Source organism: Olsenella sp. Marseille-QA0557 (assembly GCF_965119725.1).
Taxonomy (GTDB): domain Bacteria; phylum Actinomycetota; class Coriobacteriia; order Coriobacteriales; family Atopobiaceae; genus Coprovicinus; species Coprovicinus avistercoris.
The window spans coordinates 1,088,020-1,108,284 of the sequence record NZ_CBCPMI010000001.1; the positions used below are offsets into that span (position 1 = coordinate 1,088,020).

At 49.4% G+C, this 20,265-nt stretch carries 18 protein-coding genes and 1 pseudogene; 14 read left to right on the top strand and 5 right to left on the bottom strand.

Annotated features, from left to right (window positions below):
* Positions 1–22: 22 nt before the first annotated feature.
* Positions 23–748 (bottom strand): YoaK family protein, encoded by a 726-nt coding sequence (locus tag ACQY6Y_RS04940; protein WP_428379200.1) that lies wholly within the window; start codon positions 746–748, stop codon positions 23–25.
* On the opposite strand from ACQY6Y_RS04940, the gene ACQY6Y_RS04945 reads away from it, so the two are divergent.
* Both ACQY6Y_RS04945 and ACQY6Y_RS04950 read left to right on the top strand, forming a co-directional pair.
* The gene (locus tag ACQY6Y_RS04945; RefSeq protein WP_428379201.1) at positions 747–1,499 is read left to right on the top strand and encodes a class I SAM-dependent methyltransferase; all 753 of its coding nucleotides are present in this window, start codon (positions 747–749) and stop codon (positions 1,497–1,499) included. The two genes, ACQY6Y_RS04940 and ACQY6Y_RS04945, sit on opposite strands and share 2 nt — an antisense overlap.
* An 83-nt stretch (positions 1,500–1,582) precedes the next feature.
* Complete coding sequence (locus tag ACQY6Y_RS04950; RefSeq protein WP_428379202.1) at positions 1,583–2,206, top strand: PTS sugar transporter subunit IIA; 624 nt, start codon at positions 1,583–1,585, stop codon at positions 2,204–2,206.
* Positions 2,207–2,238: 32 nt separating this feature from the next.
* Here the strand turns inward: ACQY6Y_RS04950 and ACQY6Y_RS04955 are convergent, their stop codons facing one another.
* Positions 2,239–2,463: a hypothetical protein gene (locus tag ACQY6Y_RS04955; RefSeq protein ID WP_428379203.1), complete on the bottom strand. Its 225-nt coding sequence runs from the start codon at positions 2,461–2,463 to the stop codon at positions 2,239–2,241.
* 189 nt (positions 2,464–2,652) lie between these two features.
* Between ACQY6Y_RS04955 and ACQY6Y_RS04960 the strand changes: the two genes are divergently transcribed.
* The gene (locus tag ACQY6Y_RS04960; protein WP_428379204.1) at positions 2,653–3,417 is read left to right on the top strand and encodes a carboxymuconolactone decarboxylase family protein; all 765 of its coding nucleotides are present in this window, start codon (positions 2,653–2,655) and stop codon (positions 3,415–3,417) included.
* Positions 3,418–3,484: 67 nt separating this feature from the next.
* Positions 3,485–4,579 (top strand): aldo/keto reductase, encoded by a 1,095-nt coding sequence (locus ACQY6Y_RS04965; RefSeq protein ID WP_428379205.1) that lies wholly within the window; start codon positions 3,485–3,487, stop codon positions 4,577–4,579.
* Between the two features lie 69 nt (positions 4,580–4,648).
* On the opposite strand, the gene ACQY6Y_RS04970 is transcribed toward ACQY6Y_RS04965, so the two are convergent.
* Entirely contained in the window at positions 4,649–5,482 is an 834-nt protein-coding gene (locus ACQY6Y_RS04970) for a class I SAM-dependent methyltransferase (RefSeq protein WP_428379206.1), read from the bottom strand.
* A gap of 111 nt (positions 5,483–5,593) precedes the next feature.
* Here ACQY6Y_RS04970 and ACQY6Y_RS04975 point away from each other — a divergent pair, with 111 nt between their 5' ends.
* The 3 genes from ACQY6Y_RS04975 (at position 5,594) to ACQY6Y_RS04985 (ending at position 9,362) form a co-directional block, all read left to right on the top strand.
* Positions 5,594–7,399 (top strand): elongator complex protein 3, encoded by a 1,806-nt coding sequence (locus ACQY6Y_RS04975; protein WP_428379207.1) that lies wholly within the window; start codon positions 5,594–5,596, stop codon positions 7,397–7,399.
* 82 nt (positions 7,400–7,481) lie between these two features.
* Positions 7,482–8,270, top strand: a complete 789-nt coding sequence (locus ACQY6Y_RS04980; protein ID WP_428379208.1) for a 4Fe-4S binding protein — start codon at positions 7,482–7,484, stop codon at positions 8,268–8,270.
* Positions 8,271–8,354: 84 nt separating this feature from the next.
* Positions 8,355–9,362: a DUF389 domain-containing protein gene (locus ACQY6Y_RS04985; protein ID WP_428379209.1), complete on the top strand. Its 1,008-nt coding sequence runs from the start codon at positions 8,355–8,357 to the stop codon at positions 9,360–9,362.
* On the opposite strand, the gene bilS is transcribed toward ACQY6Y_RS04985, so the two are convergent.
* On the bottom strand, positions 9,349–9,921 hold the full coding sequence (gene bilS / locus ACQY6Y_RS04990; RefSeq protein WP_428379210.1) for a flavodoxin family protein BilS: 573 nt from the start codon (positions 9,919–9,921) through the stop codon (positions 9,349–9,351). The genes ACQY6Y_RS04985 and bilS overlap by 14 nt on opposite strands.
* Positions 9,922–10,157: 236 nt before the next feature.
* Between bilS and ACQY6Y_RS04995 the strand changes: the two are divergent.
* A pseudogene (locus ACQY6Y_RS04995) lies at positions 10,158–10,733 on the top strand (nitroreductase family protein).
* Here the strand turns inward: ACQY6Y_RS04995 and ACQY6Y_RS05000 are convergent.
* Positions 10,728–11,600 carry a spermidine synthase gene (locus ACQY6Y_RS05000; RefSeq protein WP_428379211.1) on the bottom strand — a complete coding sequence of 291 codons (873 nt, stop codon included), beginning with the start codon at positions 11,598–11,600 and terminating at the stop codon, positions 10,728–10,730. The pseudogene ACQY6Y_RS04995 and the gene ACQY6Y_RS05000 overlap by 6 nt on opposite strands.
* A gap of 246 nt (positions 11,601–11,846) precedes the next feature.
* On the opposite strand from ACQY6Y_RS05000, the gene tatA reads away from it, so the two are divergent.
* The 6 genes from tatA (at position 11,847) to ispD (ending at position 20,160) form a co-directional block, all read left to right on the top strand.
* Positions 11,847–12,140 (top strand): twin-arginine translocase TatA/TatE family subunit, encoded by a 294-nt coding sequence (gene tatA / locus ACQY6Y_RS05005; protein WP_428379212.1) that lies wholly within the window; start codon positions 11,847–11,849, stop codon positions 12,138–12,140.
* 36 nt (positions 12,141–12,176) lie between these two features.
* Positions 12,177–12,650, top strand: a complete 474-nt coding sequence (gene greA, locus ACQY6Y_RS05010) for a transcription elongation factor GreA (RefSeq protein ID WP_428379213.1) — start codon at positions 12,177–12,179, stop codon at positions 12,648–12,650.
* A gap of 128 nt (positions 12,651–12,778) precedes the next feature.
* The gene (gene lysS, locus ACQY6Y_RS05015) at positions 12,779–15,385 is read left to right on the top strand and encodes a lysine--tRNA ligase (RefSeq protein ID WP_428379214.1); all 2,607 of its coding nucleotides are present in this window, start codon (positions 12,779–12,781) and stop codon (positions 15,383–15,385) included.
* Between the two features lie 206 nt (positions 15,386–15,591).
* Complete coding sequence (locus ACQY6Y_RS05020; RefSeq protein ID WP_428379215.1) at positions 15,592–18,177, top strand: ATP-dependent Clp protease ATP-binding subunit; 2,586 nt, start codon at positions 15,592–15,594, stop codon at positions 18,175–18,177.
* Positions 18,178–18,307: 130 nt separating this feature from the next.
* Positions 18,308–19,381, top strand: coding sequence for a DNA integrity scanning diadenylate cyclase DisA (gene disA, locus ACQY6Y_RS05025; protein WP_428379216.1), 1,074 nt, complete (start codon positions 18,308–18,310; stop codon positions 19,379–19,381).
* Positions 19,378–20,160: a 2-C-methyl-D-erythritol 4-phosphate cytidylyltransferase gene (gene ispD, locus ACQY6Y_RS05030; RefSeq protein WP_428379217.1), complete on the top strand. Its 783-nt coding sequence runs from the start codon at positions 19,378–19,380 to the stop codon at positions 20,158–20,160. The genes disA and ispD overlap by 4 nt, the downstream gene beginning before the upstream one ends.
* Positions 20,161–20,265 lie beyond the last annotated feature (105 nt).

A 20,265-nucleotide genomic window follows, 5' to 3' on the forward strand; every position in this document is an offset into this window, starting at 1 on the left:
ACGAGCTCTTTTCATGCCATATTTAGTGCGAGTTGGGAGCAACACCACCGCGTTTTTCGTCCTCATCTAACGCCGCAAGATAGCATGAGATACCGAGAAAGATTGCACTAATTATCAAGCAGGAGTAGTTACCCAACAGGCTAATAGTAACTACTCCCAGCAACACACCTACCGAGAAGAAAATGGTCAATGCACCATAGCGTATGGAGCGATGGAGCTCATGTTTGTTGTGGCGCACAAGGCCTTCGTAGAGCGTTTCTGCAAAGGAACGCAGGTTGCCAGTACAGAACACGCTTGAGTAGGCCGATTTTGTGCCAAAAGAGCGAAAGTTTTCAAATGCAAGTGCTGCACAGAAAGAAATAGCGCAGTTTACGGGCAAATCCGGCACCGTATTGGGGAGGAAAGCGAGCGCTGCAAATACTATTACCTCAATGAGGGCAACCAGTCGCTGTGTGCGATAGCGATTTCCTTCGTGAACGCCGTAGAGCAAATGCATGGAAAAGAATATGCCAACAGCGCATGAAAGAATAGCGGCCAACGATCCTAAGGCTCCAAGCCAGTCTCCATTAACAAGGCGCAAAGTAAAAAGCACGACGTTGCCGGTTTGTCCAGTAGCAAAGACATGGCCATGCATAAGGTAGGAATAGGCGTCCATGAAGCCACCGGCACAAATAACGGCGAGGCCAAGACGTACCGGGACTTTTGCTTTAACGGGTGTAGATGCTGCTGGGGCGATAGATTGTTCCATGAGTTCCTCACTCGACTTCTCAGATGCCGCGTGTCATGCTAAAACAAACTGGACGCTCAAAAGTGGAGGGGTTATGTTTGCATGTGCGCAACAAGCAGCTCAACAAGCTGGCCTTGATTTGCGTAAGGAACCGGATGGCCTTGTTTTATCTGGTGACGGCATGACATTGCGAGTGGATTTTTTGCAGCTGTTGCCGCGCATTCGTGCTGATAAACTCTCCAGAGAACTTTTGGTTCGAGCAGCACGTATAAAAGGACGTGAGCATCCCCTGGCTATTGATGCTACTGCAGGTCTTGGTGAAGATTCATTTTTGCTGGCAGCGGCAGGCTTTGATGTGGTGCTCTATGAGCAGGATCCCGTCATTGCAGAGCTCCTTCGCGATGCACTTTTTCGCGCAAAACAATCGGCTGAGCTGCAGATAATTGCAAATCGTATGACGTGCATCGAGGGGGATAGCATTCAAGCTTTGCACACGTTGCATGATTCTCCTGATGTTGTGGTGCTTGACCCCATGTTTCCCGAGCGCACAAAAAGTGCTGCCGTAAAGAAAAAATTTCAGTTACTTCATAAGTTGGAACGGCCGTGTAGCGATGAAGCAGCCCTTCTTTCAGCAGCTTGTTCGGCGCATCCAAAAAAGATTGTCATTAAACGTCCGGCTAAAGGCCCTTTCCTTGCTGGAACAAAACCGTCCTATTCTCTCCGGGGTAAAGCTATACGCTATGACGTGGTTGTGCCGCCGTCTTTTGAATAGGGTTTCAGCTGTCGAATGGATCAGTTTTAGGGTCATGTTGATTACGTTGGTAATACCGAGCCTCTCTGTACAGAGCGGTGGGCATGATTCAAATTAAGAGCTACCATGTGACGGGAAATGTGGTGCCTACACATTCGGGGCATGGATGTAAGAAGCGCGTCGGGAGATTTATGGGTGTGATAGATAAACTGTCTAGCATTGCGACTCGGTTGAATCGTAGTAATGTGGCGGAATACCCACCTGCCTGCGCTCATGAAATAGTAGCTTTTGTCGAAGGTGTCGTAATACCTTTGGGAAGCGTGTCTGATCCAGCTTTTTCCAGCGGCATGCTTGGTCCTGGTTGCGGCATTTTGCCAGAGGGCGATGTTGTTTGTGCGCCAATCAATGGTGTAGTAAGTGCAATTGGTAATCCAAACCGTCATGCACTGTGTTTGTATACCGATGATGGTATTGAGGTGTTAGTGCATGTAGGGGTTAATACTTCCTCGCTGCAAAATGCTTTTGAGCCTCTGGTGGAGCGCGGTACCTTTGTTCATGCAGGCGAGCCGTTGCTCCATATTTCTCGTCAAAAGATCGAAGAAGCTGGTTGTGATCCAGTTGTTATTGGCACCATTACGAAAGGGTGCACCCCGAATGGCGCCCGGCTTTTGCGTCAGGGAATCGTGCGAGTGGGCGAGCCTTTGCTCGAATTGGTTGGGCGCGAATAAGCGAATAAATTTGTTTTGAAGGTGCCGAACACTTATATCTCGGTACTTTTGATGCGCTCTTGAACATGGCGCTCGCGAAGGAGTGCTATGAGATTCTCTGCAACCTTTTTATATTGCTCATCGCCAGTGCCTTCGTATAGCTCTGCAGCGGCCTCAATACCGGTATCAATATCGTGATTCTCAAGAGCTGTTTGCAGTGCTGAGCGAAGGGTTTCTTTATCTGACTCAGTAAGTGAATAAGGTTGAGAGTTAGACATTATGAGGTCCTCCTCGTTGAGAAAATATTGCGTTACATGGTAGCGGTATGTGTAACCAGCAAACAAACTTGATAAGTATTCCTAATCAGAACGCCTTAAATACGTATAAAAGATAAGAAAAAACGATTTTATACTGGTGCGTAATAACGACTGTAGATATGTAACGCTCGAGGTAGGGAAGTGTACGTTATGGCAAGAAGTACCTTCGCTCAAAAGTATTGCGAGAAACTTTTTCCTCATGCAACATATGAGCTCACAACCACCGATCCGGAGTTCTCTGAGTTCTTCCAAAACTTTGCTTTTGATGAAGTGATAAATGAAGAAGCTGCTCAGCTGCCTGATCGTGAACGCATGCTGGTAATTATTGCCACCCTTTTAGGTTGCCAGAGTGTTGATCTCTATAAAGAAATGGTATCAGCAGCACTTGAGATGGGCGTTAGCCCTGTAGAACTCAGGGAAGTTACCTACCAGGCAGTTGCCTATCTTGGCTTCGGACGTGTTTATCCGTTCTTTGCAGTGCTTAATCAAGTCTTTGAGCAGCACAACATTGAAGTCCCTCTTTTTGGACAAGCAACAACAACACCAGAGACTCGTTTAGCTGCTGGCAACGCTGTTCAAATTGCGTATTTTGGTGAAGGCATGCGTGAGAGCTGGAAGCAAGGTCCCCAGGAGCGCGCTCATATCAATCGCTGGCTTGCGGATAATTGCTTTGGCGATTATTACACGCGCACCGGTCTTTCCGATAAAGACCGCGAGATGATTACCTTTTGCTATATTGCAGCGCAAGGTGGGTGCGAACCGCAGCTCACAGCACATGCCTCTGGCAATATGAACCTCGGAAACGATAAAGATTTTCTCTATCGGGTTGTTTCAAATATGCTGCCGTACATTGGCTATCCACGCAGTTTAAATGCCTTAACTTGTATAGATAACGCAGCAGATCAACGGGCGTAATATAGCTATATAAAGCAAGGCGTGGCAGAGCATTTTCATGCATGCAGTGGGTAGAGAGGAGCGAGCGATGAAACTCGGTTTTGGTCTCATGCGGTTGCCTAAGCAAGATGATGTAATCGATATCGAACAAACAGCTCGTATGGTTGATATGTTTCTTGAAGCGGGTGGTACCTACTTCGACACTGCATATGTATACGAAGGGTCAGAAGAGGCTACCGCCAAAGCATTGGTTGAGCGCCATCCACGCGATTCTTACACGCTTGCTACTAAGTTGAATGCTCATTTAATGGCTCCCACACGAGAAGCAGCTCAGAAGCAATTTGAAACTTCGCTTGCGCGTACAGGAGCGGGATATTTCGACTATTACCTGCTTCATGCCCTCATGGACAATACCTATGAACAATATGATGAGTGGGGCCTGTGGGATTATGTCGCCGAGAAAAAGCGTAAAGGCCTTATTCGTAATATGGGATTCTCGTTCCATGGCGGGCCTCAACTTTTGGACGAAGTGCTCACTAAACATCCTGACGTTGACTTTGTGCAGCTGCAGCTCAACTATGCCGACTGGGATGACGCAAAGGTGCAGAGTCGCGAAAACTATGAAGTTGCTCGTGCGCATGATAAAGAAATTGTTGTTATGGAACCCATTAAGGGTGGCAGACTTGCAGAGCCTCCGGAGGAAGTGCGCGCCCTTATGGATGCCTGCACTCCCGGGATGTCCTATGCTTCATGGGCAATTCGTTTTGTAGCGAGTTTGCCAGGTGTGTTTACCGTACTGTCCGGCATGTCAAACGTCGAACAAATGGCAGATAATCTCTCGTACATGCGCGATTTTGAACCGCTGAACGAGGCTGAACGCGACGTTATTCTGCAGGCCCAGCGCATTATGGGAGAGTCCTCCACTATTGCCTGCACGGCATGTCACTATTGCACCAATGGATGCCCGCAGAACATTCCAATTCCTGAGATATTTGCAGCTGCCAATTTGCGTTTAGGCAATGGCCAGGCAGAAGAAGCACAGGCCGCCTACGATAAGGCTGTATCGGCGCCAGGTGCAGGTAAAGCATCTGAGTGCATCCAGTGTGGGCAGTGCGAAGGTGCTTGTCCGCAGCAACTAAGTGTTATTGACTATCTCCACATGTGTGCAGAGATGTTTGAATAAGACAGATTGTAAAGAGATGAAGTTGTAGCCCGGCATCTGTGGGATGTCGGGCTTTATTACTAAGAACGTTTAAGAACGTTGGAGCACTACATAGCGGTTAAGTGTGCCTGAGGCACCATCTGCGGAGAAACGATCGCACTCCAGAGCGGAACTTCCAAGGCTCTTTACAAGAGTATCGATTTCATCCTCTTCGAAGCTATGACAATAGCGAAAACATTCACTTTCTTGCCATCCGAGCAAATAATCGCCGAGGTCCAATGAAGTGGGATCATATCCAGGGAAAGGCGCGTGTTTGCGAGCCATCTCCATTGTCTTATGGGCGCGTTGAGCAAGACGAGCGTCATGCATAAACTGCCAGAATGAGAGCGCGATAATACCTCCCGGTTGCGCAGCGCTGACGAGTTCACGCATAAGGTCGACACGCAGCGTATCTCCTGGAATATGGTGCATAAACCCAAAACAACAAACGATATTGGCTGGCTTGATGTCAGGAAGTTTAATGGCCCTATCTAAAGAAGAGCTTTCCTTCTTGTTGGTAGCGTTGTTCAATAGCGTGCCGATAATATCAAGGTAGGCGAGCGTTACCTGGCTTGTGGGGTGTTGTTCTGAGAAATTTTCCTCGGCAAGTGTGGGCTCGTTGTCTATGCCTTGGTAATGAAGACAAGCTTTTGGAAATCTGTGCTCGAGAAAGCTAAGAAGACGCGCATTCCCGCAGGCAACATCAGTAACTACCAGGGGTTTATTTCCCTTGAGGGTATCGGTGGGCATGAGCTGCTCTGCCAAATTTGTAACATGTTCCCATCCTTGCCATGCACGGTGTCGAGTGGCCGAAAACGAGTGAGCATTTTCGTGATAAAAGCGTTTGTCGAGCTCAATGAGTTCGTGTGCGGTCTGGAGGTCCATGTGTTTCCTTATTTCGAGCTACTCGTGGGCTGTGTGCTGCTTTCTTTGGAAGCTCATATTCTTGCAGAGCTGGTGTGCCATAGCTTGCAATGTCTGCGTTAGAATCGGGCTATGGATGAGATTATTCAACAGATTGTGGAGCTGCTGCGATGCGGTAAAGAGGTGGACGAGAATACACTCGTCAAGCTCATGCATGCTGCGGCTCGTCGTACTGGCAAGGACAAAGGCGCCTTTGCCAAGCGCCGTTTATTGCCATACTATCATCGCGTCAAAAATGAGGATCCTGAGCTCTGGCAGAGCTGGCACATTACACCTGAGCTTGAACGGAGTCTCCTTGCGGTTCTGCGTATGAAGCCACGTCGTTCTGCCTCCGGTGTGGCAACGATTACGGTAATCACGAAACCATGGCCTTGTTCTGGTTCATGCGTTTTTTGTCCGAGCGATGTTCGTTGTCCCAAGAGTTATCTTGCCGATGAGCCTGCCTGTGCTCGTGCTGTGAAGGCAAGTTTTAATCCGTATCGTCAGGTGGCTGCACGACTAACAGCTCTCCGACAAATGGGGCATGCAACAGACAAAATTGAGCTCATTGTGCTCGGTGGAACATGGAGCGATTATCCGGAGACCTATCAGCTCTGGTTTATGCGTGAACTCTTTCGCGCTCTCAACGATGAGGCATCCGTGGACGCTCACACGTTTGCCGCATTGACCAATGAGCCAGATGTAGATGCCGCTGAAATTGCTGAGGTTCAGCGTGCAGTAAGCGCTGGTGAGCTTACCTATAACCAGGCGATAGACCGTCTCTACCTGAGCAATCAAGCTTTTTGCGATGCAGCACAAGCACAGACCGCCACCTGGGCAGATCTTGAGTATGAACATACGCGCAACGAGCATGCACGCCACCGGGTGGTTGGGCTCGTAATAGAAACGCGTCCTGACGCTATAACACCCGAAGCTCTTGTTCGTATCCGTCGTATGGGTGCAACCAAAATCCAAATGGGAGTTCAGAGCACGCGGCAGGAGATTCTTAATGCAAACGGGCGCGGCATTCGTGTCGAGCAGATAGAGCGAGCATTTAACCTGTTGCGCTTATTTGGTTTTAAAGTACATGCTCACTTTATGGTCAATCTTCTCGGCGCAACACCTGAAGCTGATAAAGACGACTACGAGCACTTTGTGACCAATCAGGCATTTCTGCCAGACGAAATCAAACTCTATCCCTGCGCGCTTATCGAGAGCTCTCATCTCATGAGTCGTTGGCGCAAGGGTGACTGGAAACCTTACTCAGAGGACGATCTGGTAGATGTGCTTACAACAGACGTACTTACAACACCCGTCTTTTGTCGCGTATCACGTATGATTCGAGACTTTTCTACCGGTGATATTGTGGCTGGCAACAAGAAGCCTAACCTGCGCCAACTTGTAGAGCGTCGTGTTGCTGAGCGCTGTGCACATACAGGTGAACATGTGCGTGAGATTCGCTTCCGTGAGATTGCTACAAGCAAAGTGGATATGCATGAACTCAAGTTGGCGGAAGTGAGCTACCAGACAAACGTGACGAATGAATACTTCCTGCAGTGGGTGACGCCTCAGAACCAGATTGTTGGGTTCTTACGCCTTTCTCTACCAAATCGCAAGGCTCTTGAGCAGCTTGCCGATGAGCAGAGCTTGTCGCCTGCGCCTGAGGAAGCCATGATTCGTGAGGTGCATGTGTACGGCACTGCTGAGCGAGTTGGTGAAGCGGGCACGACAGCTCAACATCATGGTCTTGGACACAAGCTTATCGATCGTGCTTGCACGATTGCACGAGAGGCGGGCTATGAGCGTATCAATGTGATCAGTGCTATTGGCACGCGCGCATACTATCAGGAACTTGGTTTTTCAACTCATGGCCTTTATCAGCAAAAAGAGTTGAAATAATTGACGAGATAACCTTGGAGCAGATACGAGCGGTGCGTCTGTAGATTCAGAAGGAAAGCCGAGTGGCGAGAGGATGATCGTCATGAGTATGGTTGAAATTGTATTTAGTCCGACGGGTGGAACAGAAAAAGTCGCAGATAAGCTTACCGCTCGTTTAGCAGAATGTTGTGATATAGCAGATCGGCAAGTTGTTGATTTGGTAAATCCTGCTTTCAATGCTCATTTGGTTGAGATTTCCTCTGATGATGTGGTGGCTATTGCCGTGCCGTCGTTTGGTGGTCGCATGCCATCTACAGCGACGGAGCGGCTTTCTCAGATAAACGGCCATGGCGCGACCGCAATTCTCGTATGTGTGTACGGTAACCGTGCATTTGAAGATACGCTTGTTGAACTTGAAGATGTGGTGCGCGGAGCTGGGTTTGTCGTTGTGGCGGCTGTAGCGGCGATCGCTGAGCATTCCATTGTTCGCTCTGTTGCTGCTGGACGACCTGATGCTGCTGATTTTGAAGAGCTTACATCCTTTGCAGACCGTATTGCTGAGCGCCTACAAATGTGTGCAACAGGAGAAGCAGTTGAGTCGCCTGCAATCCCAGGTAACCGTCCTTATAAGGAGGCTGGCGGTTCCGGAATGGTGCCCAAGGCAGGCAAAGCGTGTGTTAACTGCGGGATATGCGCCAAAGCGTGTCCTGTGCAAGCAATTGATGCTGAGAATTGTCACAAGGTCGACAGTGAACGCTGCATCTCGTGTATGCGCTGTGTTTCGGTGTGCCCACACAATGCACGCGCAGTGAGCGCTGTCATGCTTGCGACGGTGAGCACTGTACTCAAGAAAGCTTGTGCTGGTCGCAGAGAGAATGAACTGTTCCTGTAGGGACAGTTTTTCTGACTGTTATAAGGGATAGTTCAACAAGGCAGAAAGATTGATCGAGTGGTCGCATGAACGAAGGGCGGCGCTATGACAAAACTTTCTAAAATGCTCCTGGGCGGTGAGCTGGATGCTCAGGTTCTTGAGGGAGCTAAACAGGCAACATTTGTTGAAGTGGACGATCCTTTACGTCAGTATTCCATGTTCTTTCTGCGTCTTCTTGCTGCAACAGTTGTCGCAACTGCGGGTGTAGCAGCCGATTCATCCACCACAATCATTGGCGCTATGCTTATTGCCCCACTCATGTCCCCGATGTTGGGCGTGGCACTTGCCACTGCGCTTGGACGAATGCGGGATCTTCTTCGCACCCTTGGTCTTACCTTGCTGGGCATGGGAATCGTTGTGTTGGTTTCTATAGGGGTTACTGCGATCATACCGGTTGCTGTTGATATGGATGCTAATACGCAAGTGCTGGCACGCATCTCGCCTCGTCTTGTTGATTTGATAATTGCGTTGGCAGCTGGGTTTATGGCAGCACTTGCTTCTATGCGAAGCGATATTCCTGATGCTTTACCAGGTGTTGCCATTTCGGCTTCTATCGTTCCGCCGCTTTGTGTAGTTGGAGCAAGTATTTATGAGGGAGCTCCAGAAGCGGCAATTGGTGCACTGTTGCTTTTTGTCGCCAACTTTATTGCAATTCAAGTTATGGGTGCTGTGGTGTATCTCCTTATGGGTCTTATCCCGCATAGCGAAGAAAAACCGGTAAGTGATGCTCGCGCAGCATGGTATGCATTGGTGGCGATTGCTGCCATTGCGCTCGTTCTTTTCTTCATGGATGTAAGCATGGGCATTGTGCGTTCGGGCGAAATGGAAAGACGTGCCCAGGATATAACGGCTTCCTGGGCGAATAACGCGGGGTATCGGGTAACTTCACTATCTGTTGATGATAACGAGCTGTATGTTCAAATTGCTGGTGTAGATAAGGAGCCAGACGTGCATACCCTCGCTCAATCATTATCGGAAGCAAATGTTACCTATAAAGATGTATATGTTTCAGTAGTGGAAGAGCACAACGCGGCATTATCTACTGACAGCTAGATCTCTCAGATGAACACAGTTCCAGTGCCTTATGAGCAGCTGAGATAACCGAAGCAATATCTTGTGAGTCGGGATGTGACAACGCCTTGTCAAAGTTATCCAGCATCGCACGTACACGCGAATTGTCTGGGTCCTCTTTGAGCATTTGTTCGTAACGAGTGCGCACCGAAGACCCCATTTTGCCCTGGCACATGCGTTCTCCAAGCAGGGTAACAGTGTCGGGAACATGTGATTTCACACGCTGTAAGATTTGGTTGAAATATTCTGCCGAGCCACCAAAACCGGCTGTGCCAAATAAAAACAGCCGCTGATGGGTGAGATTGCTTAAGAAATGAGCTGCGTCGGTTGTGCAATCTCCTTTATCACACCAAAATCCAAAAAGGATTGCATCGGTATCAGCGAAAGCAGTGTTAGATATTGCATCAGAACCAGTGACAGTATGTAGCGGGCCAGCATAGACAAGCTCTATGCCATCCACACTTGCAAGATCCTGTGTAAGGGCCTCGCCTAAGGTCTGAGTGTTGCCGGTCTTACTATCCCAAATCACTGCACATTTCATAGTACTCACCAGTTTCTTATGTAATACGTGAGGGCGGGCTTTCTCAATTACAGGGGAACTTCTACCCATCGTAGGAGCTGTAATGTATCCATATTTTGCCCTACTCACCCTAAGGCGCAGAAATAACGGTTCCGCTTATGTTCGCCGAATATATCGACAGGTAAGACGATTTATTAAGTATCGTAGAACCCCAGATAAATCAGAACGCTTAGAAGCTGCTTATAAGGAGGCTAGCTATGTCCTATGCCGACCTGGTTACAACACGTCATTCGGTGAGAAGTTATAAGAAAACACCAGTGGAACCCGAAAAGGTCCAAGCCATCCTTGAGGCAGGTCGTCTTGCCCCCAGTGCGGTGAACAATCAACCAACCCGCGTAGCTGTATGTGATACGCCTTAGGTTTTGTCGCGTGTTGCTGCGGCAACTGGCCGCATGGAGCGCGATGGCTCTGTGTTTGGGGCTCCACTTGTACTTGTCGTATGCGTACGAACGGAAGATGCATGGGTACGTGGTTATGATCAGAAATGTCATGCTGATATAGACGCCACTATCGTGTGCGATCAAATGATGATGCAGGCTACGGATCTTGGTTTGGGAACTTGCTGGGTTTGCCATTTTGATCCGGTTGCTATGCGAGAGGCTCTATCGCTGCCTGAAGGGATTGAGCCAGTCCATGTATTGCCTATTGCTATGCCGACGAAGAACCCGTTGATATGGAGAAGCACCTCTATGGTCGCCGGATTTCTCTGGAGCAGTTTACCGATTTGCAGTAAGTACTTTTCTTGGCAGATAAGCGCAGTTTTTACCTCATAAGGCTTTGTGTTGCACTTCGTATGCGCCCTCAAAATTGTCTACGATTGGTAGCGGCTTATCAGCCGCTACCATCGTATTGCTCGATCTTCTATGGGGCTCATTTGGCCGTTCCGGAATGAAATAGACATGGGCAAATTCCTTGGAAAAGGTTGCAAGGGTCTGTTTGGTATAGCGAGATCCTCTTCCTTCGCAAGTGCCTATGAGATTTGCTAGATAAATCCCATTTTTGGCAAGGCACTCATGAATAATGTGAGCCCCTTCATCAGTTGCCATAGGGCCAAGCGGATGCTTGCCAGAAAATGCATCATTTACGACCAGCTTATAAGGTCCTTCCCCGTCAGAAACGGCATGTTTTCGTAAACAGTCCCAACCGTCAGCGCAGATAAGCTCTAAGCGATTTGATGCTATCGCGTCGTAGGTCTCAATAAGATCATCGAGGAAAAAGTCTTCTCGAGCAATCTTGGTCATAGCAGGATCAATTTCGACAACAGTAATATGAGCGTGTGGATAGTGTGCAACCAAATATTTTGGCAACGAATAACCTCCACCACCCAAAATGATTGCATTGCCCGGTCCATGGGCTAGGCGAATAACATCCGCCATAATGCGCTGGCAGATGCAGCTCAGCTCAAAACGAAGATCTTTATCTATATAACAGACTGATTGAAAAGTGCCATTCACATTGAGCAGGCGTACGGGAGTGCCGTCTGCATCTTCAGCATCAAAAATTAAAGCCGGTCCAAACATAGTTTTGCGGACGAGCTTTACACCACGCCAAGCGAGAAGACGTGGAATGAGCAATCTCCCAATAATAAAAACAACAACGACAAAGACTATTTCTGCAGCTAGTACTGCAATAACAGGCATTGAAACGCTCCAAGATAGTATCGAGATGAAATATGTTAGATGTTAGACACACTCTAATTGAGAGTTACCTACCATTGACCCAAATTTTTAAATACTGTGATGGTGGAGTGTAAGATACTGAAATACCTGTGCACTTATGGAGCTGAACTTGTGAGATGTGGTCATGCTCCGCTATACTGACGCGTGCGACGTGACATTTTTGATGTCTCGTCAATACTTGTTGCTCAACGAGAGGAAGACGTAATCATGACTGCTGGACTCAGCATGATAGCAGGACTCGGTATTCCTGAGCTGCTTCTTATCATCGTAATCGTACTTATTATTTTTGGGCCTAAGCGTCTGCCTCAGCTTGGCTCTTCTCTTGGCAAGACCGTAAAGAATATCCGTGAGGGTATGGAAGAGGACGACGAGCCAGAAGAAGACGTTGAGGATGTCGAAGAAGATGACGAGGAAGAGGACGACGAAGACGACGAGGACGAGTCTCCTGTAGTGGAGCACAAGAAGTCCAAGAAGTCTAAGACGTCTTCTCATAAGGCTTAGAGTTACAACAGGTAGTGCGAACGGGAGCCTAAGTACATGGACAACAATGAAATTATTCTCACTCCAGAAGGTCGTGCCAAGCTTGTAGAAGAGCTTGAGTGGCGTGAAGGAGAGAAAGACGCTGAGATTATTGCACGCATTAAGGAAGCTCGTGACTTTGGCGACCTTTCCGAAAATGCAGAATATGATGCTGCAAAAGAGGAGCAATCCAAGAACGCTGCTCGTGTAGCAGAAATTCGTGCAATTCTTTCCTCTGCTCGCATCTCTGAGTCTTCCAACGCACATATTGTTGTTTCCATCGGAAGTACCGTTGAGGTTGAGGACGAAAAAGGCAAGCGTCAGTCCTACACCATTGTTGGTACTACTGAAACCAACTCGCTTCGTCATCGCATCTCTAATGAATCTCCTTTAGGTGCCGCTCTTATCGGCTCCTCTAAGGGTGATATGGTGGAGTACGCAACTCCTGCAGGCAAAAAACGCTCTCTTAAAGTTATCGATATCACTCGATAACACGGTGTCTGCCACTTTTTCGAGCGCGTCCCGCCCGCGGCAGAACCGCGAGGGACGCGCTTTTTTCTATGGGCGGCAAAGACAGGAATAAAGCGCTTGCGCGCTGAGTATATGAGAAAGAAGGAAGCATGTCTGAGAACCACCAGGGCAATGCAGCAAGTGCTGCACCTGTGAACATCAACGACGAAAGGGCTATTCGTCGTGCTAAGCGCCAAGCGCTTATCGATGAGGGGATTAACCCCTATCCTTTGCGCTCCACAGTAACAGCTCACGCTGCTGGTCTTGCTGAGAAGTATGCAGATCTAGAAGCGGGCGTAGATACTGAGGATGTTGTCTCAGTTGCTGGCCGTATTCGCGCACTTCGCTCTCACGGCAAGATTGCTTTTCTTGTTCTCCAGGATTACACGGGAACCATTCAGCTGTTCTGTCGCCACGATGTGCTAGGCGATGATGCTTGGGATCTGCTTCGTCGTTTTGATGTTGGCGATATTATCGGCGCAACTGGTCCTGTGGTTCGCACCAAGCGCGGCGAGCTTTCCGTTGCTCCTACTAAGCTTGAAATGCTTGCCAAGTCCTGCCGTCCTCTGCCCGATAAGTGGTCCGGTCTGACTGACAAGGAAACCAGGTATCGTCAGCGCTATGCCGACCTTATCGTCAATCCTGCCGTCATGGAGACCTTCCGCAATCGCTCGAAGATCATTTCTGCAATTCGCCGCTATATGGAAGATGAGCTTGGCTATATCGAGGTAGAAACCCCGATTTTGCAAGAGACGCTCGGCGGCGCAAATGCTCGCCCCTTTATCACGCACTTTAACGCTCTTGATCAGACATGCTATTTGCGTATTGCAACTGAGCTGCATCTGAAGCGCTGCATCGTAGGTGGCATGGAGCGCGTTTTTGAGATTGGCCGTCAGTTCCGAAATGAAGGTATGGATCAGACGCACAATCCAGAATTCACTTCCATGGAAGCCTATTGTGCCTATTCCGATCTTGAGGGTATGAAGCGCCTTTCTGAGGGCCTGTTTAGTGCTGTCGCTCACTCGCTTGGCAAGGGAGATAAGATTCAGTATCAGGGTCTTGAGATCGATCTTTCCACTCCTTGGCGCTCAGCATCCATGAGTGAGCTTGTCTCAGAGCACCTGAACGAGCATGTTGATATGGACACCCCGCTGGAGCATCTCCGCGAGCTCTGCGATGCCAATGATGTGCATTATGAGCCCGAGTGGGGTGTTGGACGTCTTATCTTCTCGCTTTATGATGAGCTGTGCGAATCTGAGATCGTAAACCCAACGTTTGTTTGCGATTATCCGGTTGAGGTTTCCCCGCTGGCAAAGCGTATTCCTTCCGATCCTCGCCTGACTGAGCGTTTTGAGCTGGTTATCGCTGGTCATGAGTATGCTAATGCCTTTACCGAACTCAACGACCCTGTAGATCAGGAGGGACGTTTCCGCGCACAGGTTGAGGCCAAAGAGGCTGGCGACGAGGAAGCTATGGATTATGACGCAGACTATGTGCGCGCACTTGAGTATGGCTTGCCTCCTACTGGCGGTATTGGCTACGGTATTGACCGTATGATCATGCTGTTCTGTGATGAACCTTCCATTCGCGACGTGCTTCTCTTCCCACACATGAAGCCTGAAGCTAAGCCTGTTGTACATACGCACAAGGCTGCCTCCGAACGTCTGGAGACGGGTCTGAGCCGCGAGCAAGCGCTCGAGCTGCTTGAGAAGTACAACCAGGATGAATTCCATATTCATCATGGCAAGACCGTTGAAGCACTGATGCGTTACTATGCGCGCAAGTATGATCCAGAAAATATTGAATTCTGGGGTCAGGTTGGTCTGCTGCATGATCTGGATTGGGAGAAGTGGAACGATCCAGCAGTTCATACCGTAAAAACAGCTGAGATTCTTGAGGAGTGTGGCGCTAATCCACGTCTGGCTCACGCCATTCAGACACACAACTCCGATTTCAATACAGATCTTCCAAAGCCTGAGCACAAGATGGAGTGCGTGCTCTACGCAGTGGATGAGCTTTCAGGCCTGATCGGTGCTGCGGTAATTATGCGTCCTTCCAAGAGCGTCATGGACTTCTCGGTCAAGTCGCTTAAGAAGAAGTTCAAAGATAAGCGCTTTGCTGCCGGCTGTGACCGCGATGTCATTCGCCACGGTGCGGAGATCAACAATATGGAGCTTGACGAGCTCTTCGCAAGTGTTATTGAGGCTATGCAGGCAATTGAGTCGGGTGCCGAGGAGGCAGCGGAGGCTGCAGATAAGGCCGAAGAGCTTCACACGGTGCCTGCCGCCACAACGCCCATGCCTGTTTCCACTACTGCAAATGTGGGCGGCGCAGGCGCTGACTTTGCTCACGTGGTGGTTGAGCCGCTGTTTAAGGATCTTATCGACTACGACGAGTTTGCTCGCTCCGACTATCGTGCGGTAAAGGTGCGGGAATGCTTCCCGGTGCCTGGCAGCGACAAACTGCTGCAGTTTACCCTTGATGATGGTTCTGGACGCGATCGTACAATTCTTTCGGGTATCCATCCAAACTATCGTCCCGAAGACCTGGTTGGTCGTACGCTCATCGCCATTACCAACCTCAAGCCTCGCCGTATGATGGGTGTAAGTTCGGAAGGCATGCTAATTAGTGCCATCCATCATGATGAGAATGGCAATGAAGGCCTCAACCTGCTGATGGTCGACGACCGTATCCCCGCAGGAGCAAAGCTGTACTAAGTTCTTGCTTGGCTAAAAAGGTGCGGGCCAACAGGTTTTCCTGCTGGCCCGTATTGTATTTTTGTGACGCGGCGTCACCTCGAGCGTATGATTGACATCCTATATGGGTAAACACTGCCAGAACAGAGACCTGTGGTATAACGTTTGTCCCTGTGGAGCCATTTATTTGGCGGCAAGATATAAATCATTGGAGCATGGAGCAACGCATGTTCGAGAAGTTTACTGACAAAGCACGTAAGGTTATGTCGCTCGCCCAAGAGGAAGCGCGTTCTTTGGGCCAGATGTATGTAGGTACCGAGCACCTTCTCCTTGGTCTTATCAAGGAGGGTGATGGTATTGCTGCACAGGCACTTGCCAATCTGGATGTAACGTATGAAGAGACACTTGCTACCGTTCGCGATCTTACAAAAGGTGAGTCGGAGCCAGTTCCTGGCGGGCATATTCCTTTTACGCCACGTGCAAAACGAGTATTAGAAGATTCTTATCGTGAGACTATGTCGCACGGTCAGACCTATATTTCAACTGAGCATTTGCTTTTGGGCATTGTGCGTGAGGGCAATGGCAGCGCAATGACAGTGCTCGCCCGCATGGGCGTTTCTGCTGATGCTGTCCGAAATGCAGTTAATGAGCTTATCGACAAGAGCTCTGATGCTAAGGGTCCCGCCCCAGCCACGGTGCGTATGAATCCAGATGGCACACCCGTAAGTGATGCTGAAGGCTCAATGCTCAAAGAGTATGGTCGCAATTTAACGCAGCTTGCTGAAGAGGGGAAACTCGACCCTGTGATTGGCCGTGATCTCGAGGTAGAGCGTGTGATGCAGGTATTAGCACGCCGTCAGAAGAACAATCCTCTGATTCTTGGCGATCCAGGCGTTGGAAAAACCGCAGTCGTAGAAGGTTTGGCGCAGCTCATAGCTACTGGAAACGTTCCTGATTTGTTGCGAAACCGTCAGATTTGGACACTCGATGTTGCAGCACTTGTTGCCGGTTCAAAATATCGCGGTGAATTTGAGGACCGTCTTAAGCGCGTTATTACAGAGGTTGAAGAGTCGGGTAACGACATTCTCTTTATCGATGAGATGCATACCCTCATTGGTGCTGGTTCCGCTGAGGGCTCTATCGATGCAGCTTCCATTCTTAAGCCACCCCTTTCGCGTGGAGAAATCCAGGTAATCGGTGCAACTACTGCTGAAGAGTACCGTAAGCACATCGAAAAGGACTCAGCTTTTGAGCGTCGTTTCCAACCGGTATATGTGAATGAGCCTTCGCTCACCGATACTGTGAGTATTCTTCGTGGCCTGCAAGAGCGCTACGAGAAGCATCATCACGTGGTCTATACCGATGCAGCTATTGAAGCTGCTGTGCGTCTCTCGAGTCGCTACATTCAGGATCGATTCTTGCCTGATAAAGCTATAGACGTTATTGATGAGGCAGGAGCGCGCACACGTGTTCATAAGATGGCGCTTCCTCCGGAGCTCGCGCAGGTTGATGAAGAACTGGCGCAGGTAAAAGCGGAAAAAACCGAAGCTGCAAGCGCTCAGGAATTTGAGCGTGCGGCACATCTCAGAGATAGAGAAAAAGAGCTTGCAAGCAAGAGGGTAGAGCTTGAAGAAGCTTGGCATAAACGCATGGATGAGCAGGTTATTACGGTAGACGATAATGACATCGCCAATGTTGTTTCGGATATCACCGGTGTTCCTGTCGCCAATCTTACCGAGGCCGAAGCTTCGAAGTTGCTGCGCTGCGAGGAAGCGCTTCACCAGCGCGTTATTGGTCAGGAAGAAGCGGTATCAGGGGTTGCACGTGCTATCCGTCGAAGCCGTTCTCCGCTTAAGGATCCTCGTCGTCCTGGTGGCTCGTTCATTTTCCTGGGCCCATCGGGTGTGGGTAAAACTGAGCTTGCAAAGAGTCTGGCAGAGTTTCTCTTTGGTAGCGAAGATGCACTTATCTCTTATGACATGTCAGAGTTCATGGAGAAACATGCAGTATCCAAACTTGTTGGTGCACCTCCGGGATATGTTGGCTATGACGAGGGTGGCGAGCTTACCAAGGCAGTACGCCGTCGTCCCTATTCGGTAGTGCTTTTCGATGAGATTGAAAAGGCACACCCCGATGTCTTTAACATTTTGCTGCAGATTCTGGATGAGGGTCGTCTTACTGACGGTCAGGGCCGCAAAGTGGACTTCTCAAATACTGTCATCATTATGACGAGCAACGTGGGTGCTCGTGAGATTGCTAAGCCTAATGCCATGGGCTTTGGTTCTGATGTAGGTCACCTCTCTGATGTGGAAATTCGCAGCCGTGCGATGTCAGAGCTGAAGAAGCTTTTCCGTCCTGAGTTCCTGAATCGTGTGGATGAGATTGTGGTATTCAAATCGCTCACATCCGAGCAGATTCGCGGCATTGTGGATCTTATGGTCTCCGAGCTGCGCAATCGTCTTATTGCTGAGGGTATGTCGATTGAGCTTACCGATGCTGCCAAAGATTTGGTTGCTCGTGAGGGAACCGATCCGATTTATGGTGCACGACCCCTGCGGCGTGCACTGCAGACGCTCATTGAGGATCCGCTTTCTGAACAATTGCTTCAGGCTGCCTGGAAGACGGGAGATATTGTTCTTGCCGATGCCGAGGATGGAAAGATTATTTTCCGCAAAGGTGAAGGCGAGATTCCCGCCCCAACAGAGCGTGAGCATATGGAGCTCCCACATGCTCAATCATCCTGGGGGCTTGATGCTGCCACACCCGATACACATGGGGTGAGTGATAATGATCTGGCGCAGGCGACAGATTAGGTGAGATTTAAGTTGTATGAATAAGGGTGTTCGTCCTATGGGCGGGCACCCTTATTAGTATTTGGGCTTTATACTTTTAAGCGTGTGACTGTGCACTTTGATGCGCCCGAAACTACCATGGGGGTGACGCATGGAAGAACAAAACGAACAACAATTGAACTCCATCGAGTCTCGTATAAACGAAGCTATACGTGCAACAGCACCTGGTACAGCTATGCGTCGAGCGCTTGACATGATCATTGCTGGGCATCTTGGCGCTTTAATATGTGTAGGCGATGTTGAGCATGTTCTTGCAGCGGGTAACGACGGCTTTCCGCTCAACATTTCTTTTACCGCCAATAGGCTCTTTGAACTATCAAAGATGGATGGCGCGGTCGTTTTAGATGGGGACCTCAATCAAATATTGAGAGCAAATTTTCATCTCAATCCCGACCCATCATTGCCCACAAGTGAAACAGGCATGCGCCATCGAACGGCGGCGCGTATGAGCCTGTTAACAAAAGCGCTAGTAATTTCTGTCTCTGAACGTCGTCAAGTAGTCAATCTGTATATAGGGGGCCGTTCACATCAGCTCAGAACAGTTCCTGAAATCATGACGCTTACGAGCCAGCTGCAAGGAACATTGCAGTCCACGCGTCAGTCTCTCGACAGGGGCCTTTTGCGCCTCTCTTCACTTGAGTTGGACAACTATGTCACGCTCAGTGATATTACGTATCTCTACAACCAATTTGAGCTGCTGCTTCTTATCGATAAAGATCTCCGGCGATATGTGATTGAGCTGGGTGCTGAGGGACGTTCTGTCGAGATGCAGCGCTCACAGTTTGTAGGCGATGTTGAAGACGAATACATTCTGATGATTCGTGACTATGCAGCTAACTCCTCTCGTGAGGAAGCGGTGCGTATTCGGTCGCAGTTCTCGCAACTTGCGGCAGACGCCTCGCTTAATTGCAAAAACGTCGCCAAGATCCTCGGGCGTGAGAATCTGAAGGAAGATAGTGTTATTACGCCGCTTGGACTGCGTACCCTTTCTCGCATTTCAGTTGTACGAGAAGGTATGGCAGACAAAATCGTGGATGAATATGGCTCTTTGCGCGAGCTGCTCGACGCTATTGAGGACAATCCTTCGCGTCTTGATGATATTGGTGTGAACAACCCCTCTATTCTGGCGGATAGCCTTACCCGTATGCATGGAGGTCAGGCGTGAAGGTCCAAACAACCCTAAGGACTCCAGATACGTGCGCAATTATTGTTGCGGGCGGTCGTGGTGAGCGATTTGGAGATGCACGAGGCAAGCAGTTCGTTCCTCTTTGCGACCTTCCGATGGCAGCTTGGTCGCTCAAGGCATTTGCAGAGGCTCCTTCCGTAGGAGCTCTTGTGGTGGTATGTGCTCCAGAGCGTATTGATGAGATGCGCAAAGAAGTGGTGGACCCGCTTAAGCTTTCGATGCCTGTTCTCTTTGCGCCTTCTGGTTCTGTTCGACAGGCTTCTTGTTTCTCAGGGTTGCAGACCATATCTCAGCAACTAGCTGAACAATCATTTCCATTCGTTGCCATCCATGATGCAGCGCGGCCTCTTATCACCCCGGCTGGTATTGAGCGTGTGATAGATTGCATACGCTCAAACACAGAGCTCGATGGCGCTATTTGCGCCCGTCCTGCTGTTGATACGCTCAAAGTAGTTAAGGATGCTTCGGAGAAAAGCACAACGCCTGTTATTGTCTCTACGCCAGATCGCTCAACATGTTGGTATGCAGAGACACCACAAGTCTTTCGCTTTGAGACCATCTTTTCCGCTCATAAGCAAGCAGCTGACGATGGGTTTGTTGGCACAGACGATGCGTCTTTGATTGAGCGGTTGGGTGGCCACGTGGCGGTTGTTGATCCGGGGTGTGAAAATCTTAAAGTTACGCTTCCAGGTGATAAGACCATTGCAGAAGCAATTCTTTCGGCGCGGCAGCATGCCACTACGTCGTGTAGTGCCTAGCTATTATCTGCACTTTATCAGTTGTCCTTTTTGCTTGCGAAGCTACAATCGTGAGCACGCCAAATACCGGTCCGCGCCGCCGCGGCCGTCGCGAACCCAAGGGGT